At 63.7% G+C, this 22,648-nt stretch carries 18 protein-coding genes; 12 read left to right on the plus strand and 6 right to left on the minus strand.

What is annotated here, in order from left to right; translation table 11 throughout:
* Nucleotides 1-93 precede the first annotated feature (93 nt).
* From AABE10_RS21220 to AABE10_RS21230, 3 genes are all read right to left on the minus strand, one after another.
* On the minus strand, nt 94-864 hold the full coding sequence (locus AABE10_RS21220; protein WP_342935205.1) for a slipin family protein: 771 nt from the start codon (nt 862-864) through the stop codon (nt 94-96).
* Between the two features lie 92 nt (nt 865-956).
* Nucleotides 957-2,489 (minus strand): NfeD family protein, encoded by a 1,533-nt coding sequence (locus AABE10_RS21225; protein ID WP_428983362.1) that lies wholly within the window; start codon nt 2,487-2,489, stop codon nt 957-959.
* 329 nt (nt 2,490-2,818) lie between these two features.
* Complete coding sequence (locus AABE10_RS21230) at nt 2,819-3,886, minus strand: AraC family transcriptional regulator (RefSeq protein ID WP_342935206.1); 1,068 nt, start codon at nt 3,884-3,886, stop codon at nt 2,819-2,821.
* Nucleotides 3,887-4,195: 309 nt separating this feature from the next.
* On the opposite strand from AABE10_RS21230, the gene AABE10_RS21235 reads away from it, so the two are divergent.
* From AABE10_RS21235 to AABE10_RS21275, 9 genes are all read left to right on the plus strand, one after another.
* A complete protein-coding gene (locus AABE10_RS21235; RefSeq protein WP_342935207.1) occupies nt 4,196-5,341 on the plus strand; it encodes an acyl-CoA dehydrogenase family protein in 1,146 nt (381 codons plus the stop codon).
* Between the two features lie 103 nt (nt 5,342-5,444).
* The gene (locus tag AABE10_RS21240) at nt 5,445-7,163 is read left to right on the plus strand and encodes an AMP-binding protein (RefSeq protein WP_342935208.1); all 1,719 of its coding nucleotides are present in this window, start codon (nt 5,445-5,447) and stop codon (nt 7,161-7,163) included.
* 61 nt (nt 7,164-7,224) lie between these two features.
* Complete coding sequence (locus AABE10_RS21245) at nt 7,225-8,754, plus strand: CoA-acylating methylmalonate-semialdehyde dehydrogenase (RefSeq protein WP_342935209.1); 1,530 nt, start codon at nt 7,225-7,227, stop codon at nt 8,752-8,754.
* A gap of 388 nt (nt 8,755-9,142) precedes the next feature.
* A complete protein-coding gene (mmsB, locus tag AABE10_RS21250) occupies nt 9,143-10,039 on the plus strand; it encodes a 3-hydroxyisobutyrate dehydrogenase (RefSeq protein WP_342935210.1) in 897 nt (298 codons plus the stop codon).
* Nucleotides 10,036-10,842 carry an enoyl-CoA hydratase gene (locus AABE10_RS21255; protein WP_342935211.1) on the plus strand — a complete coding sequence of 269 codons (807 nt, stop codon included), beginning with the start codon at nt 10,036-10,038 and terminating at the stop codon, nt 10,840-10,842. The genes mmsB and AABE10_RS21255 overlap by 4 nt, the downstream gene beginning before the upstream one ends.
* Nucleotides 10,839-12,014 carry an enoyl-CoA hydratase/isomerase family protein gene (locus AABE10_RS21260; RefSeq protein ID WP_342935212.1) on the plus strand — a complete coding sequence of 392 codons (1,176 nt, stop codon included), beginning with the start codon at nt 10,839-10,841 and terminating at the stop codon, nt 12,012-12,014. The genes AABE10_RS21255 and AABE10_RS21260 overlap by 4 nt, the downstream gene beginning before the upstream one ends.
* A 645-nt stretch (nt 12,015-12,659) precedes the next feature.
* A complete protein-coding gene (locus AABE10_RS21265; protein ID WP_342935213.1) occupies nt 12,660-13,223 on the plus strand; it encodes a (2Fe-2S)-binding protein in 564 nt (187 codons plus the stop codon).
* A 10-nt stretch (nt 13,224-13,233) separates the two neighbouring features.
* Nucleotides 13,234-14,235, plus strand: coding sequence for a xanthine dehydrogenase family protein subunit M (locus AABE10_RS21270; protein WP_342935214.1), 1,002 nt, complete (start codon nt 13,234-13,236; stop codon nt 14,233-14,235).
* Between the two features lie 23 nt (nt 14,236-14,258).
* On the plus strand, nt 14,259-16,493 hold the full coding sequence (locus AABE10_RS21275) for a xanthine dehydrogenase family protein molybdopterin-binding subunit (protein WP_342935215.1): 2,235 nt from the start codon (nt 14,259-14,261) through the stop codon (nt 16,491-16,493).
* A gap of 27 nt (nt 16,494-16,520) precedes the next feature.
* Here the strand turns inward: AABE10_RS21275 and AABE10_RS21280 are convergent, their stop codons facing one another.
* Nucleotides 16,521-17,681 carry an MFS transporter gene (locus AABE10_RS21280; protein WP_342935216.1) on the minus strand — a complete coding sequence of 387 codons (1,161 nt, stop codon included), beginning with the start codon at nt 17,679-17,681 and terminating at the stop codon, nt 16,521-16,523.
* Nucleotides 17,682-18,479: 798 nt separating this feature from the next.
* A complete protein-coding gene (locus tag AABE10_RS21285) occupies nt 18,480-18,776 on the minus strand; it encodes a helix-turn-helix transcriptional regulator (protein ID WP_342935217.1) in 297 nt (98 codons plus the stop codon).
* 197 nt (nt 18,777-18,973) lie between these two features.
* Here AABE10_RS21285 and AABE10_RS21290 point away from each other — a divergent pair, with 197 nt between their 5' ends.
* The 3 genes from AABE10_RS21290 (at nt 18,974) to AABE10_RS21300 (ending at nt 21,546) form a co-directional block, all read left to right on the plus strand.
* On the plus strand, nt 18,974-19,396 hold the full coding sequence (locus AABE10_RS21290) for a hypothetical protein (RefSeq protein WP_342935218.1): 423 nt from the start codon (nt 18,974-18,976) through the stop codon (nt 19,394-19,396).
* 352 nt (nt 19,397-19,748) lie between these two features.
* Nucleotides 19,749-20,408, plus strand: coding sequence for a type IV toxin-antitoxin system AbiEi family antitoxin domain-containing protein (locus AABE10_RS21295; RefSeq protein WP_342935219.1), 660 nt, complete (start codon nt 19,749-19,751; stop codon nt 20,406-20,408).
* Between the two features lie 694 nt (nt 20,409-21,102).
* Nucleotides 21,103-21,546: a hypothetical protein gene (locus AABE10_RS21300; RefSeq protein WP_342935220.1), complete on the plus strand. Its 444-nt coding sequence runs from the start codon at nt 21,103-21,105 to the stop codon at nt 21,544-21,546.
* Nucleotides 21,547-21,729: 183 nt separating this feature from the next.
* On the opposite strand, the gene AABE10_RS21305 is transcribed toward AABE10_RS21300, so the two are convergent.
* The gene (locus tag AABE10_RS21305; RefSeq protein ID WP_342935221.1) at nt 21,730-22,644 is read right to left on the minus strand and encodes a LysR family transcriptional regulator; all 915 of its coding nucleotides are present in this window, start codon (nt 22,642-22,644) and stop codon (nt 21,730-21,732) included.
* Nucleotides 22,645-22,648: the final 4 nt, after the last annotated feature.

The raw sequence follows: 22,648 nt of genomic DNA on the forward strand, positions 1-22,648 counted from the left end.
GGGACCTGAAAGTTAGGATGACCTGTTTATTTTAGGTTCTGCATCTCCGATAGGTAAGTTTCGCAAGTGAAATGAACCGTTGCATGCTTTGAGTCAATGAGATGGCTTGCCCATCCGGTCGATCACAGCCGTCAACAGATCGACGGGCAGCGGAAACACGATGGTCGAATTCTTGTCGGCGGCGATGGTCGTCAGCGTCTGCAAGTAGCGCAGCTGCATCGCTTGCGGTTGTTGCGCGAGCATCTGTGCGGCCTGTAGCAATTTCTCCGATGCCTGAAGCTCGCCTTCGGCATGGATGACCTTCGCGCGCCGCTCGCGTTCGGCTTCCGCCTGGCGCGCGATCGCGCGGATCATCGTCTCGTTGATGTCCACGTGCTTGATCTCGACGTTCGATACCTTGATGCCCCACGCATCCGTCTGCGCGTCGAGCACGCGCTGGATGTCGGTGTTCAACTGCTCGCGCTCGGACAGCAGTTCATCGAGGTCATGCTTGCCGAGCACGGCGCGCAGCGTCGTCTGCGATAGCTGGCTGGTCGCCTCGAAGTAACGCGCGACCTGAATCACCGCGCGCTCAGGATCGACGACGCGAAAGTACACGACGGCATTCACCTTGACCGACACGTTGTCGCGCGTGATCACGTCCTGCGGCGGCACGTCGAACACGACGGTGCGCAGATCCATGCGAACGACCTGCTGCACGACAGGAATGATCAGCACGAGGCCCGGACCCTTGACCTTCCAGAAGCGTCCGAGCATGAACACGACGCCGCGTTCGTACTCGCGAAAGATGCGCACGGAAGAGGCAATCAGCACGATTGCCAGCAGGATCAGGATGCTGCCGAAGCCGAAGGTGAAACCGATCATGTGCATTCTCCTTTTTGTCGTTGGGAATGGGTGCCTGCGCCGTCGGCTGGAGTCAGCGCTTTGGCACTGACCTCAGCCCTCATGCAGAGCACTCACCCGGGTCGCATGCGAGACGATTGCTGTTGAGGGATATCGCCAGCGGGGACGACCGTGAGCGTGAGGCCGCGCCGCCCGGTGACGCGCACGGCGTTGCCCGCCGCAAGCGGCGCGGTGCTGCTCACGCGCCAGCGCTCGCCATGCACGCGCGCCCAGCCGACGCGTTCGGGCTCGCCGTGCAACAGGCTGTCCTTTGACGACTCCGTTCTCGCGTCTGCTTCGCTGACGGCGACGAGGCCATCGTCGAGCACGATACCGACGCTGCCGATAATCGCCTCGGCGCCCGTCACGACGGGCCGCCGTCGCGCGCGCAGCACCATCCCCGAGACGCCGAAGATGAAGAGCACGCTGAACACGACGACGGCGGCGATCATCGGCAGCGGAATGCCGTAGCCGGGAAGGTCGGTGTCGATCAGCATCAGCGCGCCGATCACGAACGCGATGATGCCGCCGAACCCGAGCGTGCCGAAGGTCGGCAGAAACGCTTCGGCGATCAGGAACGCGAGGCCGAGGAAAATCAGGCTCAATCCGACGTAGTTGACGGGCAGCAGTTGCAGCGCGAAGAGGCCCAGCAGCAGGCTGATGGCGCCCGCGACGCCGGGCAGCACGAAGCCCGGATTCGAGAACTCGAAGAAAAGGCCATACATGCCGATCATCAGCAAGATCAACGCCACGTTCGGATCGGTGATGACGGCGAGAAAGCGGCTGCGCCAGTCCGGCTGCAGCGTAACGACGGGCGCATGGGCCGTCGACAGGCGCTTTGCGCCCGCGGACGTCTCGTAGGTGCGGCCGTCCACCTGCTTCATCAGATCGGGGATGTCGCGCGCAATGAAGTCGACCACTTTCTGGTCGAGCGCGTCGTGCGCCGAGAGGCTGACCGCTTCGCGCACCGCGCGTTCCGCCCATTCGACGTTGCGGCCGCGCAGTTGCGCGAGCCCGCGGATATACGCTTCGGCGTCGTGAAGCTGCTTGCGCAGTTCCGTCGACTGGCTGTCGAGCGCGAGCGCGCCCGACGCGCCGCTGTCGCTCGCGGCGCTCGCGCCGGAAGCGGGCTTTTCGCCCGGCATGGCGGGCGCCTGTCCCGGCTTCGGCGCTTCCTGTCCGCCGATCCCCAACTGCACCGGCGACGCCGCGCCGAGATTGGTGCCCGGCGCCATCGCCGCGATGTGGCTCGCATACGTGATGTAGGTGCCCGCGCTCGCGGCGCGCGCGCCGCCCGGCGCAATGTACGTCGCGACGGGCACGGGCGAGGCCAGAATCGCCTTGATGATCTGCCGCATCGACGTATCGAGGCCGCCTGGCGTGTCGAGTTGGAGGATCGCGAGTTGCGCGTGGTCGTCGGCGGCGCGGGAAAGGCCGCGCACGATAAAGTCCGCGGTCGCGGGGCCGATCGCGCCCGCGACGGGAATCACGAACACGCTGCCGGGCGCGACGGCCGTTTGCGCGGCGTCAGCCGGCCGGACGAGCGATGCGGCGGCGCAGAACACGAGCATGAGCAGCGCGGTCCGGCACGCCAGCGTGCTGCGCATGCGATACACAGCGCGACGGCCGATGCAATGTGCAACGTCTGTAACGCGGTGTGCAATGCGGTCTGTAATGCGGTCTGTAATGCGGCGCCGGCCAGCGGAACAGGCAGAACGCGATGCGACGCGCGGGCCGCAAGCCAACGCCGGGCATGCGCCGGCCGCCATCGAGGCGCCGCACGCCGTGCGTTGCGCGAGGCGCGCGCGGATCGGCGCGCGCCATGAACCCGCTTGCCGGGACGGGAGAAGCCGGTACGTTCTCATTGTCGGCGGCCGGCGCGCCGCGACCTATGTCGTGCGGCGCCCCAGCCTGAAAGGGCTGGCCTGTCTTAAGCTTAGTCGGATTCCGCACGTTCCGCCCGACGGGACATACCCGCGTTCGCGGCTTGCGCGAGCGCGTTCGCCGCGCGGTAATCGGCGGGCCGCATGCCCGTCCACTTGCGAAACGCGCGATGAAACGCGCTCGGCTCCGCAAAGCCGAGCGTCGCGGCGATCTCGGCGATCGGCTGCCCGCCGCGCTGCAACGCCGCAATCGCGATGTCGCGCCGCAAGTCGTCCTTGATCGACTGATACGTATAGCCTTCGTGATTCAGATGCCGCCGCATCGTCGCCTCGGCGACATTCAGGCGCTGCGCCATTTCGCCCGAGCCCGGCCACGCGGACATCGGCAGCGCGCGCAGCGTTTTGCGTACGCGCGCCGCGAGCGAGCCGGGATTGCGGTACTTGATGATGAAGTTCGCGGGCGCGTCGCGCAGGAACGGCTTGACCGACTTCGCCGTCTGCACGACGGGCAGTTCCAGGAAGTCCGGCGCGAGATCGACATACGACTCGCCCTGTCCGAACGCGAGGTCGTCGCAGAACATCAGACGGTACTCGTGCGCGGCGGGCGGCTCCGCGCAGCGAAAGCGCGCTTCGATCAGCGGGATGCGCCGCCCGACCAGCCAGCACACGAGGCCGTAGACGAGGATGAAGTACGTTGCATATGCAAACATGGCGGGCTGCGGCGCGCCGTCGCGGTGGACGAACGCGAGGCGCACGCGGTCGTCGTGCCGGCTGATCTGCGCGGACAGGTCGTCGAGCACCAGCCGCATGAAGCCGACGGCCCGCGTGAGCGCCTGGCCGCCGTTGCGGGCCGTCAGCGCGGTTTGCGTCATCGCGATGAAGCTGCCGCTTTTCATCGCGTACGTGTCCTGGCCGAAGAACTCGTCGTCCAGCGCGCGGGCAATGTTGGCCCACAGCGCGCCATACTGCGCCGGCGTCACGCGGCTTTTCGCGCTCGCGAGCATCTGCGGCGCAATGCCCGCCACCTCGACGATCGGCAGCACATCGAGTCCGCGCGCGCGAGCGAGCGCCAGCGTCTCTTCGACGAGGCTCACGGAGATCGTGCCTCTTTCTGCTTTCATCCCGTCATGGTCCTCGCGTAGTGTGGGCGGCGTGCTGTTCGTGGCCGCTGCGGTAGCACATCTGGCAAATCCGCTCACTTCGACTACACGGGGCGGCCGCCGGCACCGTCATTTTGCCGCATCAGGGGCGCAGCCGATGTCCCGATATGGCAAATGCGCTCACGCAGATTGATCGGACGCGGCATCGAATCGCGCTCGAGCCACGCCTACACTGGGTCCCGACGACTGCACCGCAAGTGCCACGCAAGTGCCATGAAGCAGGCGCAAGAAAGGACACAGAGAAGGACACGGAGACGCAAGGCGGCACACATGGACGAGTTCTACACCGACGAACAACGGATGATCCGCGACGCAGCGCGCGACTTTTCAGTTGAGCGCCTCGCGCCCAACGCGGCGCAATGGGACCGCGAAGGCCAGTTGCCCGCCGACGTCGTCGCGCAGATGGGCGAGCTCGGCTTTCTCGGCATGATCGTGCCGCCCGAATGGGGCGGCTCCTATACCGACTACATCGCCTACGCGCTCGCGCTCGAAGAGATCGCCGCCGGCTGCGCGGCCTGCGCGACGCTGATGAGCGTGCACAACTCGGTCGGCTGCGGCCCGATCCTCAACTTCGGCACCGACGCGCAGAAAGACCGCTATCTCGCCGATCTCGCGACGGGCAAGCGCATCGGCGCGTTCTGCCTGACCGAGCCGCACGCGGGCAGCGAAGCGAACAACCTCCGCACGCGCGCCGTGCTGCGTGAAGACCAAGGGATGGGCCAATGGGTGCTCAACGGCAGCAAGCAGTTCGTGACGAACGGCTCGCGCGCAGGCATCGCGATCGTGTTCGCGGTCACCGATCCCGATGCGGGCAAGCGCGGCATCTCGGCCTTCATCGTGCCAACGGATACGCCGGGCTTCAACGTCGGCCGTCCGGAGAGCAAGCTTGGCATTCGCGCGTCCGACACGTGCCCGATCTCGCTCGACGATTGCGCCGTGTCCGAAGCGAATTTGCTCGGCGTGCCGGGCGAGGGGCTGCGCATCGCGCTGTCGAATCTGGAGGGCGGGCGCATCGGCATCGCGGCGCAGGCGATCGGCATTGCGCGCGCGGCCTTCGATGCCGCGCGCGCGTATGCGAACGAGCGCGTCCAGTTCGGCAAGGCGCTGAAGGAGCATCAGACCATCGCCAACATGCTCGCCGACATGGCCACGCGCCTGAACGCCGCGCGCCTGCTCGTGCATCACGCGGCGCGGCTGCGCAGCGCGGGCCGGCCGTGTCTGTCGGAGGCGTCGCAGGCAAAGCTGTACGCATCGGAAGTGGCGGAAGAGGTTTGCTCGAAGGCGATCCAGATTCACGGCGGCTACGGCTATCTCGAAGACTACGCCGTCGAGCGGCATTATCGGGACGCCCGCATCACGCAGATCTACGAAGGCACGAGCGAAGTACAAAGAATGGTTATCGCGCGGCACGTTTGAGCGCAGAATAAACCGCCCATAGAGCGCATCCGCGCCGACAACTAGCTTTGCATGGGACCGGAGTACGCGCTAAAGCGCAAACTCCCGTCGACAGGAGACGAGCATGACGGCAGCCCAAGGCTTTTTCGACGCGCGCGACTTCTTGTTGCGCCACCGCACGGACTATCCGCGCGCGTACAACGAATTCCGATGGCCGGAACTCGAAGAGTTCAACTGGGCGCTCGATTATTTCGACGTCGTCGCCAAGGGCAACGACAATCCGGCGCTGTGGATCGTCGACGATCCGGCGCAGGAGGGCCTCAAACTTTCGTATGCGCAGATGTCGGAGCGCTCGTCGCGGATGGCGAATTTCCTGCGCGGCCTGGGCGTCACGCGCGGCGACCGTCTGCTGCTGATGTTGCCGAACCGCGCGGAGTTGTGGGACGTGATGCTCGCGTCGATGAAGCTCGGCGCGATCGTGCTGCCCGCCACCACGCAACTGTCTCCCGACGACGTGCGCGATCGCGTGCAGATCGGCGGCGCGAATTTCGTCGTGGTCGAAAGCGCGGAGACAAGCAAGTTCGATGGCCTCGACGCGAAGCTCACGCGCATCTCGGTCGGCGCGCCGCGCGAAGGCTGGACGGATATCGCCGGCGCGTACGACGCATCGCCTTCCTTCACGCCCGACGGCGTTTCGCGCGCGGCAGACCCGATGCTGCTGTACTTCACGTCGGGCACGACGTCGAAGCCGAAGCTCGTCGAGCACACGCATCAGAGCTATCCCGTCGGCCACCTGTCGACGATGTACTGGATCGGCCTGCAACCGGGCGACATCCACTGGAACATCAGTTCGCCGGGCTGGGCGAAGCATGCGTGGAGCTGCTTCTTCGCGCCGTGGAATGCGCAGGCGTGCGTGTTCGTCTACAACTTCGCGCGCTTCGTGCCGAAGGAAACGCTCGGCGTGCTCGTGCGCTGCAACGTCACGACGCTGTGCGCGCCGCCCACCGTATGGCGCATGCTCGTGCAGGAGCCGCTCGCGTCGTATCAGGTGAAGCTGCGCGAGATCGTCGGCGCGGGCGAGCCGTTGAATCCTGAGATCATCGAGCGCGTGCGCCACGCCTGGAACATCACGATCCGCGACGGCTACGGGCAGACGGAAACCACTTGCCAGATCGGCAATCCGCCAGGACAGCCTGTGGTGCCGGGATCGATGGGGCGGCCGTTGCCCGGCTATCGCGTCGAGCTCGTCGATGCCGACGATCATCCTGTGACGGAGGGCGAAATCGCGCTGCCTCTCGGTGGAAGCCAGGCCGAGCGTCCGCTCGGCCTGATGACAGGCTACGCGAACAACGCGAAGGCGACCGAGCACGCGATGCGCAACGGCTACTACCACACGTCGGACGTCGCGATGCGGCGTGACGATGGTTATCTCGTGTACGTGGGCCGCGCGGATGACGTGTTCAAGTCGTCCGATTACCGCCTGAGCCCGTTCGAGCTCGAAAGCGTGCTGATCGAACACGAGGCGATTGCCGAAGCGGCCGTCGTGCCGAGCAACGACGCATTGCGTCTTTCCGTGCCGAAGGCGTTCGTCACCGTGCGTCAGGGCTACGAGGCGGGGCCCGAGCTGGCGCGCGACGTGTTCCGTTTCTCGCGCGAAAAACTCGCGCCGTACAAGCGCATTCGCCGCCTGCAATTCAGCGATCTGCCGAAGACGATCTCCGGCAAGATTCGCCGCGTCGAACTGAGACGCCGCGAGCTGGAGCGCACGGCGGAGCCCGCGCGGCTGCCCGGCGAGTACTGGGAAGAAGATTTCCCCGAGTTGCGCAACGGTAACGGCAACTGAACCGTAACTGAGCGGCAACTGAAGCCGCGCCACCGATATTCATTTTCAGGAGACATTCAGCATGAGCGCAATTCCAACGACTGTCGCAGGCCAGAAGGTCGACACCGTGAAGCTGCTGATCGACGGCGAGTTCGTCGAATCGAACACGACCGAGTGGCGCGACATCGTGAACCCGGCGACGCAACAGGTGCTCGCGCGCGTGCCGTTCGCGAAGAAGGACGAAGTGGATGCCGCGATCCGCTCTGCGCACGCCGCGTTCGCGACGTGGAAGAACACGCCGATCGGCGCGCGGATGCGCATCATGTTGAAGTACCAGGCGCTGATCCGCGAGCACATGCCGCGCATCGCGAAGACGCTGACGGCCGAGCAGGGCAAGACGTTGCCCGATGCCGAGGGCGACATCTTCCGCGGGCTCGAAGTGGTCGAGCATGCGTGCTCGATCGGCACGCTGCAGCAGGGCGAGTTCGCGGAGAACGTCGCGGGCAGCGTTGACACGTACACGCTGCGCCAGCCGATCGGCGTATGCGCGGGCATCACGCCGTTCAACTTCCCCGCGATGATTCCGCTGTGGATGTTCCCGATGGCGATCGTCTGCGGCAACACGTTCGTGCTGAAGCCGTCCGAGCAGGACCCGCTGTCGACGATGCAGCTCGTCGAGCTTGCGATCGAAGCGGGCGTGCCGAAGGGTGTGCTCAACGTCGTGCATGGCGGCAAGGAAGTCGTCGATGCGCTGTGCACGCATGAGCTGGTGAAGGCGATTTCGTTCGTCGGGTCGACGGCCGTGGGCACGCATGTCTACAACCTCGGCAGCCAGCACGGCAAGCGCGTGCAGTCGATGATGGGCGCGAAAAACCACGCTGTCGTACTACCCGACGCGAATCGCGAGCAGACGCTGAATGCGCTCGCGGGCGCGGGCTTCGGCGCGGCGGGACAGCGTTGCATGGCGACGTCGGTGGTGGTGCTGGTGGGTTCTTCGAAGGACTGGCTGCCCGAACTCGTCGAGAAGGCGAAGACGCTGAAAGTGAATGCGGGTCACGAGCCGAAGACGGACGTCGGACCTGTCGTGTCACGCGCGGCGAAGCAGCGCATTCTCGGGTTGATCGACGCGGGCGTGAAGGAAGGCGCGAAGCTGATGCTCGACGGCCGCAACGTGAAGGTGTCCGGTTATGAGGACGGCAACTTCGTCGGCCCGACGATCTTCGGCGATGTCACGACGGAGATGGAAATCTACAAGACGGAAATCTTCGGGCCGGTGCTGTGCGTGATGACGGTGCCGACGCTCGACGATGCGATTGCGCTTGTGAACCGCAATCCAATGGGCAATGGCGTTGGCCTGTTCACGCAGAGCGGAGCGGCGGCGCGCAAGTTCCAGAGCGAGATCGACATTGGGCAGGTGGGCATCAACATTCCGATTCCGGTGCCCGTGCCGTTCTTCAGCTTCACGGGCTCGCGCGGCTCGAAGCTGGGCGATCTCGGACCATACGGCAAGCAGGTCGTACAGTTCTACACGCAGACAAAGACGGTGACAGCGCGATGGTTCGATGACGCGACCGTCAATGACGGCGTGAATACGACGATTAGCCTCCGATAGATCGGCACTGATAGTTTCGATCCGGTTTGCGACGCAGAAGCGCTTATTCGCTGAGCGATAGGACGGCGAGATATTCGAAGCCGCCTGACTTGGTGCACGAGAGTGAAGTGGGTGAGGCATTGACCGGTGCGATGGCAACGAACGCGGGTCAAGGACGTTGCCGTGTGAAGTATGGGGACGTTGAGAGCCCGTGGGTAATAAATAGCACTGGCGGTGTTAGCCCGCTTTCTTTTGCCTACTTTTCTTTGCGGCGGCAAAGAAAAGTAGGTGCCGCCCCGCACAGGGGCAACGCCTGCGCCGCGAGGCGCTAACGCGGATGCCAGCGAAAGGCAAAGCGAACCACAAACAAAGCGCGCGTCGCAGACATCAGAGACAAGGACACACTGATATGAAAATCGCCTTCATAGGCTTGGGCAACATGGGCGCGCCGATGGCGCTGAACCTGCTAAAGGCGGGCCACGCATTGACTGTGTTTGATCTGAACGCACACGCAGTGCAATCACTCACTGACGCTGGCGCGCGAGCCGCAAAAACACCGAGAGCCGCAGCAACGGATGCCGAACTCATCATCACAATGCTCCCCGCAGCAGTCCACGTCAAAACCGTGCTGACAGGCGAAGAAGGCATCCTCGCGGGCATCGCGAAGAACGTAACGATCATCGATTCGAGCACGATCGACCCGGCCAGCGTGAAAGCCTTCGCTGAACTGGCGAAAGAAAACGGCAACACGTTCGTCGATGCTCCCGTTTCGGGCGGCACAGGCGGCGCAGCAGCAGGCACGTTGACGTTCATGGTCGGCGGCAGCGCGCAAGTCTACGAGCAGGTGAAACCCGTCCTCGCATCGATGGGCAAGAACATTGTCCATTGCGGCGACACGTCGACGGGCCAGGTCGCGAAGATCTGCAACAACCTCGTGCTCGGCATCACGATGGCGGGCGTCTCCGAAGCGATGGCGCTGGGCGAAGCGCTCGGCATCGATCCGAAGGTGCTCGGCGGCATCATCAACACGTCGACGGGCCGCTGCTGGAGTTCGGACACGTACAACCCGTTCCCGGGCGTAATCGAAACGGCGCCGTCGACGCGCGGCTACACGGGCGGCTTCGGCACCGACCTGATGCTCAAGGACCTCGGCCTCGCCACCGATGCCGCGAAGCTCGCGCGCCAACCCGTGTATATGGGCGCGCTCGCGCAGCAGCTCTATCAGACGATGAGCACGAAGGGCGCGGGCAAGCTCGACTTTTCCGCAGTCATCAAGCTGTATCGCAACGAGGGAGACGCGAGATGATCGAACTCGACTACGCGCATGAAGGCAGCGTCGCGCTGCTGACGTTGAAGCGCCCGCCCGCCAACGCGTTCACGCCCGAAGGCCTGTTGCAGTTGCAGCAAACCATCGAGCGCCTGAACGGCGAAGCGCAGGTGCGCGCCGTCGTCATCACCGGCGATGGCCCGAAGTTCTTCAGCGCGGGCGCCGATCTCAACACGTTCGCCGACGGTAACAAGGCAGTCGCGCGCATCGCAGCCGCGCGTTTCGGCGCGGCGTTCGAAGCAGTGCAGAACGCGCGGCCCGTCGTGATCGCGGCGATCAACGGCTATGCGATGGGCGGCGGGCTCGAATGCGCGCTCGCGTGCGATATACGCATCGCCGAACAGCATGCGGTGATGGCGCTGCCCGAAACGGCCGTCGGGCTGCTGCCGTGCGGCTGCGGCACGCAGACGCTGCCGTGGCTCGTCGGCGAAGGCTGGGCGAAGCGCATCGTGCTGACGGGCGAGCGCGTCGATGCGGCGACGGCGTTGCGCATCGGGCTCGTCGAAGAAGTCGTCGAGAAGGGCGCGGCGCGCGAGTTCGCGTTGAAGATGGCCGCGCGCGTCGCGGGCCTGAGTCCGCAGGCCGTCACGTTCAGCAAGGAACTGATCCAGCAGGCGCGCAACGGCGTGCCCCGCGCGGCGGCGCTGGCCGTCGAGCGCGAGCGTTTCGTCGATCTGTTCGATGGCGTGGATCAGCGCGAGGGCGTCAATGCGTTCCTCGAAAAGCGCGCGCCGCAATGGCAGTCGGCGCAAGTGAAGCGAACGCAGGAGTCGCAGCGATGAGCGCCGTTCTCGAGCAAGGACCGGCCGCAGGACCGGCCGCCGAACCGGACGTGCTGTTTCGCGTCGTCAATCGCGTCGCGATCGTCACGCTGAACCGGCCCGCCGCGCTGAACGCACTGTCGCACGAGATGGTGCGCGAACTGGCGGTGCTGATCGAGCGCTGCCGCATCGATAGCGAGATCGTCGCCGTCGTGCTGCGCGGCGCGGGCGCAAAGGGTTTCTGCGCGGGCGGCGACGTGCGCGCGCTGTATGCGATGCGCGAGCGCAACGAGAGCGGCTGGCAGCAATTCTTCATTGACGAATACCGGCTCGATTACGCGCTGCATCAGTTTCCGAAGCCCGTCGTCGCGCTGCTCGACGGCATCACGATGGGCGGCGGCATGGGGCTCGGCCAGGCGGCGCGGCTGCGCGTCGTCACCGAGCGCACGAAGATGGCGATGCCGGAGACGCGTATCGGCTTTCTTCCCGACGTCGGCGCGACGTGCTTTCTGAGCGTGATGCCCGCCGAGGTCGAGCTGTACATCGGGCTGACAGGTGCGACACTGACGGGCGCGGACGCGCTGCATGTCGGTCTCGCCGATCTATGCGTGCCGTCCGACTGGCTCGATACGTTCGAGGAGCGCCTGTTGCGGATCGCGACGGCCGACGCGAGCGCCGACGAGTTGCTGCGAGCGCTGCGTACCGTATTCGAGCCGCCGTGCAACATCGTGCCGCACGCGGGGCTCGCCGCCTTTGCGCAACTGATCCTGCGCCACTTCGACCGGCGCTCGGGCGTCGAGCGCATCGTCGCGACGCTGCGGCACGATCTGGAGCGCGAGCATTCGCCGCAAATGGGCCAGCGCGAGGTGCGTCAATGGTTACAGGCGGCGTATGACGCGATGACGTCGCATTCGCCGACCATGCTGTACGTCACGCGCGACGCGCTGCTGCGCGGCCGTCAGATGACGCTCGCCGAATGCTTCAGGATGGAACTTGGCATCGTCACGCGCGCGATCGAAGAGGGCGACTTCCGCGAGGGTGTGCGCGCGCATCTCGTCGACAAGGACCGCAAGCCGCGCTGGGCGCCCGCGACGCTCGCCGAAGTGCGGCCCGAACGCGTGCGGCATTTCCTTGCGTCGCCGTGGCGCACGGAAGCACATCCGCTCGCGGACCTCGGCGCGCAACAGGCGTGAGCTTCGCGGCATATCCGCTGTCCCACGCCCAGAAGCTCGAAACCGATAGCCGACGCCGCCCAGCAGCGCATCGGTATCGCGGCTATGGCGCGTCACGACGCGGTTCCACGTGACGCGCGCCGCGCAGTGCTTCGTGAACGGGTACGACGCCGACAGCGACACGTCTTCCGTGGCATGGGCGAGTCCCTCATCGGTCTCGACTATTCTATGAAGATGCCAGATGCCAGATGCCAGATGCCAGATGCCAGATGCCAGATGCCAGATGCCAGATGCCAGATGCCAGATGCCAGATGCCAGATGCCAGATGCCAGATGCCGGATGCCGGATGCCAGATGCCAGATGCCGGATGCCGGATGCCGGATGCCGGATGCCGGATGCCGGATGCCGGATGGCAGTGGCAGTGGCAGGCGTTTGCCGCCTGTCAGGCATCGAGCTTGCTTGCTCTTTCCGGTTGACGCTCGCCCCCCGGAGCGCAGCGTTCCGCATCGGCCACCGGCGAGTTTGCGGATCGACGCCTATACTTTTCGCTTGTCCATCGGTGCTTCACGGTTCCGCGCTACCGTCGAGGATCGTGACCTGCGCCATCAGGCATTCGACAGCTTCCTTCCGCTCGCTCCTTTCCGGTTGCCACATGGAGATGCCCCGATGCCCCACACTCTCGCCCGACCCGAAGTCACTCAGCAGGAAGCCGGCCAGGACGCTGGCCAGAAAGCCGACGCGCAGCCAGGCCAGCCTGTTTCACCCGTCGCGATTCCCGTCGAACTCAACGTGAACGGCACGCAGTACGCGCTGTCGCTCGATCCGCGCACGACGCTGCTCGATGCGTTGCGCGAGCATCTGCATCTGACGGGCACGAAGAAAGGCTGCGATCACGGCCAATGCGGCGCGTGCACCGTCCACGTGAACGGCCGCCGCGTGAATGCGTGCCTGTCGCTCGCCGCGACGCACGCCGAGGATGCGATCACGACGATCGAAGGCATCGGCGAGCCCGACGCGTTGCATCCGATGCAGGCCGCGTTCGTCGAATGCGACGGCTATCAGTGCGGGTATTGCACGTCAGGCCAGATCATGTCGGCCGTTGCGCTGCTCGACGAAGCCATCGGCCCCGACGACGCCGACGTGCGCGAAGCAATGAGCGGCAACCTGTGCCGCTGCGGCGCGTATCAGAACATTGTGACGGCCATTCAGACCGTGCGCGGCAAGCGCTGAGGAGGCGGCGATGGAACTCTTTCAGCTCTCGCGCGCGAACGACGTGCGCGACGCCGTCGCGGCGGGCGCCGCTTCGCAGACGGCGCAGCAGGGCGCGCACGTGCGCTTTCTCGCGGGCGGCACGACGCTGCTCGATCTGATGAAACTCGATGTCGAGCGGCCGGCACGCGTGGTCGACATCAGCCGGCTGCCGCTCGATCGCGTCCAGACCACGGACGACGGCGGCATCAGGATCGGCGCGATGGTGCGCAACGCCGATCTCGCGATGCATCCGCTCGTTCACGAGCCTTACGCGGTGCTGTCGCAGGCGCTGCTGGCGGGCGCATCGGCGCAACTGCGCAATATGGCGACGACGGGCGGCAATCTGCTGCAACGCACGCGCTGCGTCTATTTCCGCGATACCGCGATGCCGTGCAACAAGCGCGTGCCCGGCTCCGGCTGCTCCGCGATCACCGGCTTCAACCGGACGATGGCGATATTCGGCACGAGCGACGCGTGCATCGCCACCAATCCGTCCGATATGAACGTTGCGTTGACGGCGCTCGGCGCGACGATCGAAGTCGAAGGCGCAAAAGGCGCGCGCAGCATTCCCATCGACGACTTCTATCTGCTGCCCGGCGATACGCCCGAGCGCGAGACCGTCCTCGAACCGGGCGATCTCGTGACGCATGTCACGCTGCCGCCCATTCCGGGCAGCCGCTCGCTGTATCTGAAGCTGCGTGATCGCGCGTCGTATGAGTTTGCGCTGGCGTCGGCGGCCGTTGTCGTCAACGTGACGGACGGGCGCATCACGCGCGCGCATGTCGCGCTGGGCGGCGTCGGCACGAAGCCGTGGCACGCGACCGAGGCGGAGGCAGAGCTTGCGGGCGCCGTTCCGGATGCGGCGAACTTCGCGCGCGCCGCCGATGCTGCACTCGCCGATGCGAAGCCGCAGAGCCAGAACGGCTTCAAGATCGAGCTTGCACGGCGCTGCCTGATTCATGCGCTCACGCAAGTTACGCAGTCCGTCTGATCCATCTTCGAGGACCTTTTTCCATGTCCACTGTGTCCGAATCCTTGTTGTCCGTGCTCGGGCAGCCGCAGTCGCGCATCGACGGTCCGCTGAAAGTGAGCGGACGCGCGCAGTACACCTCCGATATCGACTTGCCCGACATGCTGTACGCGGTGCCCGTATGCGCGACGATTGCGAGCGGCCGCGTGACGTCGCTCGAATTTGCCGCCGCGCAGGCGATGCCCGGCGTGCGCATGATCCTGCATCGCGGCAACATCGGCCGCTTCTACCGCATTGCGGGCAATTCGATCGACAACGGCTTCGTCGACGAAGCGCGGCCGCCGTTCGACGACGACGTGGTCCGCTATTACGGTCAATATGTGGCCGCTGTCGTCGCCGATACGTTCGAGGCAGCGAGCGCAGCGGCGGCGGCCGTGAAGGTCGGCTACGAAAAGTCGGCGTATGACGTCAGCGACGAACTGGCGGCGAGCGGCGAAATGCACGCCGACAGCGAGCGCGGCGATGCCGCCGCCGCATACGAGCGAAGCGACGTGAAGCTCGATGAAACCTATGTGACGCCCGTTGAAACGCACAATCCGATCGAGCTGCATGCGAGCATCGCGCACTGGGACGGCGACAACTACACGTTCTACGAGACCACGCAGGCCGTCGCCAATCATCAGGGCACACTGACGCAGATGCTCGGGCTGCCGAAGGAAAAAGTGCGCGTGATTTCGCGCTATCTCGGCTCGGGCTTCGGCGGCAAGCTGTGGGTGTGGCCGCATACGCTGCTCGCCGCGGCCGCGTCGCGCCATACGGGGCAGCCGGTGAAGCTCGTCGTGAGCCGCAAGATGATGTTCCAGAACGTCGGCCATCGCCCGACGACGCAACAGCGCATGCGTCTTTCCGCCGACAAGACGGGCAAGCTCACGTCGATTCGCCACGACTACCTGAACCACACCGCGATCGCCGACGACTACCAGGAAAGTTGCGGCGAGATCACGCCGTTCCTGTACAGCGTGCCGAATCTGCGCGTGAGCTCGGGGCTCGCGCGGCGCAACGTCGGTTCGCCGACGTCGATGCGCGGGCCGGGTGCCGTGCCCGGACTGTACGCGCTCGAATCGGCGATGAACGAGCTGGCGCGCAAGCTCGACATCGATCCCGTCGAGTTTCGTTTGATGAACGAGCCGAAGGTCGACGAATCGACGGGGCTGCCGTTTTCGTCGCGGCATTACGTCGAGTGTCTGAAGACGGGCGCCGAGAAATTCGGTTGGGCGAAGCGCACGCCCGCAGTCGGTTCGATGACGCGCGACGGGCTGACGCTCGGCTGGGGCGTCGGCGGATGCGGCTGGCCGGGCCTGCGCTTTTCGGCCGAGGCGACCGTCGATCTGCGCGCCGATGGCACGGCGCGCGTCGTGTGCGGCACGCAGGACATCGGCACGGGCACGTACACGATTCTTGCGCAACTGGTCGCCGGCCATACGGGCGTTCCGCTCGACAAGATCGAAGTCGGGCTCGGCGATACGATGCTGCCGCTCGGGCCGGTGTCGGGTGGTTCGGCGGCGACGGCTTCCGTGATTCCCGCGGTCTTGCAGGCCGCACGCGCGGCCACCGACATGGTGCTGGCGCGCGCCGTGGCAGTCGGCGATTCGCCGTTTCACGGCGAAAAGGCGGACGCGCTCGCGTTCAGCGCGGGGCGCGTGCATCGCAAGACGGACGCAGCGGAAAAGGGCGTGCCGTTCGCGCAAATCCTGGAAGCAGCAAGAATGCATTCGGCAACCGGGCGCGGTAGCGCGAAAGGCGGCTTCGACGATCCGCTGAAGAAGGACTACTCGATCTATTCGTACGGCGCGCATTTCGCCGAGGTGACGTGGCAGCCGGAAATCGCGCGGCTGCGCGTGAGCCGCGTCGTCACGGTGATCGACGCGGGGCGCATTTTGAACCCGCGCGCCGGGCGCAATCAGATCGAAGGGGCCGTCGTGATGGGCGTCGGCATGGCGCTTTTCGAGCACACGATGTACGACACGCAAAACGGCGCGCCCATCAACAGCAATCTCGCCGATTACATCGTTGCGTCGCATGCGGACTCGCCCGAGATGGACGTGACGTTTCTCGATCATCCCGATCCCGTGTTCAACGAACTCGGCGCGCGCGGGATCGCGGAGATCGGGCTTGCGGGCATTGCGGCCGCCATCACGGACGCCGTGCATCACGCGACGGGTGTCAGAGTGCGCAAGCTGCCCGTGATGATCGAGGATTTGCTGGGCAGCGCGGCGTAACTGTCAGAGGTGAGAGGGGCGCGGGGCTCACGCCTCGCCAGCCACCTCCGCCCCCGCGGCGGGCGCTGCGGCCTCGACGCCCGCTGCATTCTTCTCGTCCCTCGCGCTCTTCACACGTCCGATCCACGCGCATGCGAACACGGCGCCCGCTGTCGCGAGCCAGCCCACCGTGCCGTAACCGGCGATATGTCCTTGCGCGTCCGTCGACAGCAACAGGCCGCCGAACCACGCGCCGCAGCCCGTGCCCATCGCCTGCACGGCGCTGTTCGCGCTCAGGAAAGCGCCGCGCGTCTGCGGCGCGGGCACGGTCGTGAGCAGTGCCTGCATCGGCACCATCCGCGACGACATCGCGACCATGAAGAACGGGAAGAACAGCACCATCGCGTAGAACGGCACATCGGGCAGATGCGTGACGAACAGCACGGGCAGCACCGACAGCAGCGCGGCAATGCGGAACACCTGCTTTTTCCCGTAGCGATCCGCGAGTTGCCCGACGCGGCGCGACGTGAAGAACGTCGCCGCGCCGCCCGCCATGTACAGCCACGACAGATTCGCGGGCGCGACGCCGTGATTCGCGACGAGCGTCGGCGCGATGAACGGGATCACCAGCATGTGCGAGATCATCACGACGAACGTCAGCGCGAACGCATCGAGGTGACGCGCGTTCGCGAAGAGACGCCACAGATCGGGCAGCGCCTGCGCGAGCGGCGTGCGCTGCTGCTGCAAATGCGCGGTCAGCGACGGCACGATGCGCAGACCGCCGAGCCAGATCGCGCACGACAGCGCGACCAGCAGCACGAACGGCGCGGCCCACCCGAAATGCGCGCCGAGCATTACGCCGGCGGGCACGCCCGCGATTGCCGCGAGCGAGAACGCCGTCATGATCGTGCCCGTCGCGGCGCCCCGGCGCGAGACGGGAATCACATCGCCGACGATCGCCATCACGACCGAGCCCAGCACGCCGCCCGTGATGCCCGCGAACGCGCGCGCCGCGAGCAGCAGCGGATAGTTCGGCGCGAGCGCGCAGCCGAGGTTCGACAACGCGAACAGCGCATAGATCGCGAGCAGCAGACGCCGCCGGTCAAAGCGGTCGATGTACGTCGCGGCGAAGAGGCCCGAAAGCCCCGAGCACCACGAGTACGCCGACACGGCCGTCGCGAAGCGCGCGGGCGATGGTCCGGGAACCATAAATCGTTATCTCGGGAAGCAATTAAGTGCCGATACTTCCTTTCTTGAGCCAAGTTTTCAGACCGAAGACGAAGTTCAGGAAGCATATAAGTCCGTATTCTTCCTGAAAGATACATTGCGCACTTCGGGTAGCAAAATGGCACGTGTTTACTAGCCGACCGCGTCGACGAAAGAGAGGGCGTTTTACTGACTGTTTAATATTTAAGATATGTCTAAGGATATATTTGCGATAGTCAAGCATCTGCAGCGATACTGCCGGGTATCGGCGCACACTGAAGTCTGCGGGCTCGCAGAAAGCGTCTTTCAGAAACAAGAAAGTCTGCGGGAATGGGCAAGTTCGGTGTGCACCGCACAACAGATCGAGGCGCGATAGAAGCGGCTAGCTAGACTTCCAACGGTCGCTACCGGCTTCCGGCTGCCCCGTAATCGCTAAAGTCGGTACCTAAGTGGGCCGGTGGGGGACTGGTCGCTCAGCTTCAGAGTCCGCTCGGCAAAGGAGTCGGCTGCCGGACATGGCGCGAAGCCGGGCAAAGAGAGGTGCCCAATTGAAGGGAGCGCCAGTGTGCGGAACTTTTTCGAAGGTAAGTTGGGTCGGGGCAAGAAGCACACAAGGCAACGTGTGCTTCCGAACACACCAATCTTTCCACACAAAATTATTTGCGCAGAAGTGCCTGTTCAGAGGCGCAACAATGATGCCGGCGGCGCCAGCACATGGAATTTTTCGGGATCGATGGCCCATTCGACACCCGCCGGAAAACGCGAAGCGGAAACGTCCACGGCTCAGAACAACGAGGAACGCTAGTCTCGCGCGAGATCGTATTTTTCAAGCCCGCTGACCTCAGAGCGAACTATTTGCCCCAGCTCACGAACTTCCTGTGGCGTCAGGCCGACTGCGTATGCGTAGTAGAGAACACTGAGAGGATGAACGCCTATCGCTCGTGCGATTTCGTCGAGCTTGTCTAGCGTAGGCGTCTGCTTTCCAAGCTCGAGCGCGCTTAGATAGGTCCTGCTGGAGACGCCAAGACCGTCCTGAGAAACGCCGCGCATTTTGCGTGCTGCTCTCAGTCCGCGCGCGAGGCCAAGCCGAAGCGACATCAGTCGTCATATAGGTGAATTTGAAGACGTAACTGTCGTAGGATGCACACGACTACGCTACAATTGATAATGTGCAATATGTAACATCCAAGCCCGAGCAAACCATGCTTTGGCTGGCCCGGAGTGCTGTATTACGCAGCCGATCGCGCTCACGACAGTAAGGCCGGTGACTTAAGTCCGTTGATTTTCTTGAAGACATGCTGCTCACAAAATCCCAGTGGGAGACGCCGTTCCGGACCAGGCATGATCCCTTCACTCGTTGGCGCCTCGCTGGCATCAACCATAGCGCGACAACGTTCCTGATACGCGCTGCAGGGACGAGACCCGATGATCCCGACGGTTATTCGTTTATCGTCGCGGACCCGTCGATCCTCGTTTCGGTCCTCGATGGATACGGCGCAACAAAGCCTCGCTTGCTGGCGATTGACTGGGAAACGATCATTCCTGTTTCGAGCCTGTGGTCGTACCTGTGCGCCGATCGTGGTTCGAATTTTCTCGCCTATGCAGATGTGCATGGTCGTCTCCGAGCATGCGAGCCTCAGCAACCTGATCCTCGTGAAGCGTACAGCAAGGTGCTTGTTTGGGCACATGCTGACGCAGAGACGGCCTGCACCGCATGACGCGCAGCTTGCACGTAAGCCGGGCGCAGAGACGCGCTGGCGTCTCTACGCGAGGGTCTGTCTGTGAGACATTGCGATGCGTAATTTTCTGAACGGCCGTTGCAGCATTCGCACGGGTAGGCGTGCCGCTGGGGTTTCTGCATAGACACGGCGATTCGATACATCATCCAGTCCAAGACGAATTGCGAGCATGGATATGGTATCGGCAAAGCATCCGAATTTACTGCGAGCTCCGATGGAGTGACGGTTTTGAGCTGGTGGGCGGGCGTAAAAAAGCGGGCAGCCAGAAGTTGGCCAGGCACCATTCAGTGCATTGCGAGCCGTCGTGGGTAACCAATAGGGGAGCTAGACGTTGAACGCGACAGAAATAGTGCAGTTCCTGATGGACTTCGCGCCGCGGTCACAGCCACTGGGGTTACGCTACTTCGCGGAGCTTGAAATTGACACGCGGCAGGTTGGGGAACTCGTAAAACAAGGATGGTTGCGGCAACTATCTGAGGATGCCTATCTGCTACGTGGAGATCAGCCAGCAATTGATGGAACGATTGCATACTTGCAGGCCTATACTTCGAATCTCCATGTGGGAGGAAGGACAGCACTGGAGTGGCACCGGATGATACATCATCTGCGCTTTCGCGACCGGGTTGATTTGTGGGGTCGCGGATATTGCAGCATTCCTTCGTGGGCCGTGGAGAGACTTGCCTGTTCCTACTATTCCCACGCTCTTTTCGATGCCCGGATGGACGAAGGCTACGGATTGAAGCCGCTTGCATGGCGCCATCCACAAGTGCTTGTTTCGGTTCCGGAACGCGCAATTCTCGAATACGTGAGTGTCTCGCTGGACCTCGTCTTGATAGAAGACGTGCGAGCCCTCATTGGGAGCCTGAGGAACATTCGGCTGGACATCCTGCAGGAACTGGTCGATTGCTGTTCACGAAGAGACGTAGTATGGGGGCTGAAATTTCTCGCGGAAGATGAAGGCATGAACTGGGCTCAGCAGTTGCGAGTGTGAGACCGTGGTGTGATGGCCTGGTGACCGTGTCATGAGCCAGGCTTGAAGATTTCCGCGACGGGTTCGTATGCTCGTTTGAGCGTCAACGCGACTTGCGGCCTTTGCACCACTGCCGGCAGTGGCGGGAGTGGTTCGATCGAACCTTCACCATAAAGTGAGCGTGTCTGTTCATGCCCTAACGGCATCCTCTATACGTCAACTGTTAGAGGTCAGGCGATGACGTTGCGATCGTTCCAGTTAATGTAGTCGGAGTTGCACTATGAACCATCTAAGTGAACTCCTCCTGAGGAACTCGCCGCGCCGGGCGAGATGAAGCCTGCTCTTGTTTGCGGGTATCGGTCAAGGCGATTTTAACGTCGTCGCGGAAAGGGTCGGAAAGATGTGGGGCAACCTAATTTTCCACAGCCGGGATGGCGGTACGATGTATCCCGGGTTACTTGATGTGCCGCCTGTCATGATCCCGTTCAACGAGGAACCGCGCGAAGTGCATATCTACGGGGGGAACGGAACGGCTAGGGAAGGGCGGTTTGTTGGACCTACATGGTCGTCTACCATTGTCATGAGTGGGAGACTGGCGTGCGCGCGAAGATTAGCCGAGATGGTGCGGAAGCAGGGCCGATACTTCTATCATGCGCCGCCGAGGCCTCGGTCGCCTCGTTTAGATCTGGAAACCAATATCCGCCGGAGTCGCTCCATGACAGACAATCTAGAGCATAAGATAACCACGACGGTGGCCGTCGGGTTCCGTGACGAGTTGCTTGAAAAAGGGTGGCCCGACGCTAATCATATCGCCGAATTGGCGGGCATTTTGGCCGAGCAGGAGGGTACTGCATACGCGATCCATGCGCGAGCGACAGGCGCTCTGCTTGGTGTCTGGTCTGCGCCGCAGCATCGGTTCATCTATCCGGACTTCCAGTTCAATCGCTTGGGCGCCCTCCGGAAGGACGTCGCTAGACTTCTCGCCGCCCTGCCAGCGAACGACGACGATCGCGGAGGCTGGCGCCGTGCTTTCTGGCTCTATTCGCCTCATCCATTGCTGGACGGGCAGACGCCGGCAGACGCGTTTGCGAACGCCCCGGTTCGGGTTATCGAGGTCGCAAGAGCGGAATTTCTGGGCGATCCCGGAACGGCCTGGTGAATCTGCGACCGGAATGGCCTTTTTTTGTGCGCGTCCGAGCTCTACGCGCGAGTGAGCCGCTTCCTCTGGCGCGCTGCCGGTCCAAACATCGTCGCTGCAAAGGCCGGCGCTCGCGGCGCGAGGGCTTGACGTCTGCGCCGTCAACAGTGAGTCGTGAGTGAACGATCACACGCCATACAACCCTTACCGCGGGGAAAAATAAGCCGGTGCAGTCCGAGTAAAATCACAGACATCAGATGCCAGCGAAGAGACATACCGCAAGAAGTCATCGGCGCGAGCCTTTTTGTACATCATCACGTAGGGTGCTCGAGGAAGTGGCGGCGTACTCCGTAACAGTCGCAACTGCCCAGCGGAGATCAGGTTATCGAAAATCCGCTTGGGCAGGTAACTGATCCCCAGCCCACCCAAGGTGAGAGAAGCAATGGCCGTGAGGCTGCTGCTCGACAACGTGTTTTCGATCTTGACCCGGTTGTCCTGCAGCCATCGTTCGATCATATCGCCAAGACCGGAGGCGTGCAGCTGAACGATGATCGTATGTCGGCACAGGTCGCGCAGAGGCAATTCGTCAGCGCTATCGAGATACCCGGGGCTGCACATCCAGGCGTACTCGACCGAATCAAGCGCCATCAACTCGAACTGTGTGTCCCGATAGGTGTCCGGCACGACAATCATATCGAGTTCCTCCTGAGCGAGTTTCTCCATGAGATGGGCGCTTGAATCTACAGTCGGCTCAAGCGCAATCTCGGGATAGCTGCCGCGAATACGGTGCACCAGAGCTGGGAGCCAGGTCATTGCCGTTAGTTCGGTCACACCGAGTCGCAATACCCTCAGTGTGGGCGCCATCACTGCACTCATGCCCATAATGCGGTCGCGCACCTCCAGTATTTCCCTTGCCATGACGAGCAGCCGCTCGCCCTGTGGGGTGATCATCGCCTTGCGGCGAGTGCGATCGAACAGGGCCACGCCCAGCAGCGATTCCAGTTCCTGCAGGCGTTTCGAAATCGCGGACTGAGTCGTGTTGAGGCGAGCAGCCGCTTGCTCGAGCCCGCCCAATTCCGCTGCCCAATAAAAACCTTCCAGTTGCTTGAGTGTGACCACGGTC

This window comes from Paraburkholderia diazotrophica, from assembly GCF_038900755.1.
Classification (GTDB): domain Bacteria; phylum Pseudomonadota; class Gammaproteobacteria; order Burkholderiales; family Burkholderiaceae; genus Paraburkholderia; species Paraburkholderia diazotrophica_A.

What these genes read in the sequence shown, in the direction of transcription:
- AABE10_RS21300 (WP_342935220.1), top strand. Translation starts at nt 21,103, where the DNA reads ATGACAGACAATCTAGAGCATAAGATAACCACGACGGTGGCCGTCGGG.
- AABE10_RS21260 (WP_342935212.1), top strand. Translation starts at nt 10,839, where the DNA reads ATGAGCGCCGTTCTCGAGCAAGGACCGGCCGCAGGACCGGCCGCCGAA.
- AABE10_RS21265 (WP_342935213.1), top strand. Translation starts at nt 12,660, where the DNA reads ATGCCCCACACTCTCGCCCGACCCGAAGTCACTCAGCAGGAAGCCGGC.
- AABE10_RS21275 (WP_342935215.1), top strand. Translation starts at nt 14,259, where the DNA reads ATGTCCACTGTGTCCGAATCCTTGTTGTCCGTGCTCGGGCAGCCGCAG.
- AABE10_RS21235 (WP_342935207.1), top strand. Translation starts at nt 4,196, where the DNA reads ATGGACGAGTTCTACACCGACGAACAACGGATGATCCGCGACGCAGCG.
- AABE10_RS21290 (WP_342935218.1), top strand. Translation starts at nt 18,974, where the DNA reads ATGCTGCTCACAAAATCCCAGTGGGAGACGCCGTTCCGGACCAGGCAT.
- AABE10_RS21245 (WP_342935209.1), top strand. Translation starts at nt 7,225, where the DNA reads ATGAGCGCAATTCCAACGACTGTCGCAGGCCAGAAGGTCGACACCGTG.
- AABE10_RS21255 (WP_342935211.1), top strand. Translation starts at nt 10,036, where the DNA reads ATGATCGAACTCGACTACGCGCATGAAGGCAGCGTCGCGCTGCTGACG.
- AABE10_RS21220 (WP_342935205.1), bottom strand. Translation starts at nt 864, where the DNA reads ATGATCGGTTTCACCTTCGGCTTCGGCAGCATCCTGATCCTGCTGGCA.
- AABE10_RS21240 (WP_342935208.1), top strand. Translation starts at nt 5,445, where the DNA reads ATGACGGCAGCCCAAGGCTTTTTCGACGCGCGCGACTTCTTGTTGCGC.
- AABE10_RS21270 (WP_342935214.1), top strand. Translation starts at nt 13,234, where the DNA reads ATGGAACTCTTTCAGCTCTCGCGCGCGAACGACGTGCGCGACGCCGTC.
- AABE10_RS21285 (WP_342935217.1), bottom strand. Translation starts at nt 18,776, where the DNA reads ATGTCGCTTCGGCTTGGCCTCGCGCGCGGACTGAGAGCAGCACGCAAA.
- AABE10_RS21280 (WP_342935216.1), bottom strand. Translation starts at nt 17,681, where the DNA reads ATGGTTCCCGGACCATCGCCCGCGCGCTTCGCGACGGCCGTGTCGGCG.
- mmsB (WP_342935210.1), top strand. Translation starts at nt 9,143, where the DNA reads ATGAAAATCGCCTTCATAGGCTTGGGCAACATGGGCGCGCCGATGGCG.
- AABE10_RS21230 (WP_342935206.1), bottom strand. Translation starts at nt 3,886, where the DNA reads ATGAAAGCAGAAAGAGGCACGATCTCCGTGAGCCTCGTCGAAGAGACG.
- AABE10_RS21225 (WP_428983362.1), bottom strand. Translation starts at nt 2,489, where the DNA reads ATGCGCAGCACGCTGGCGTGCCGGACCGCGCTGCTCATGCTCGTGTTC.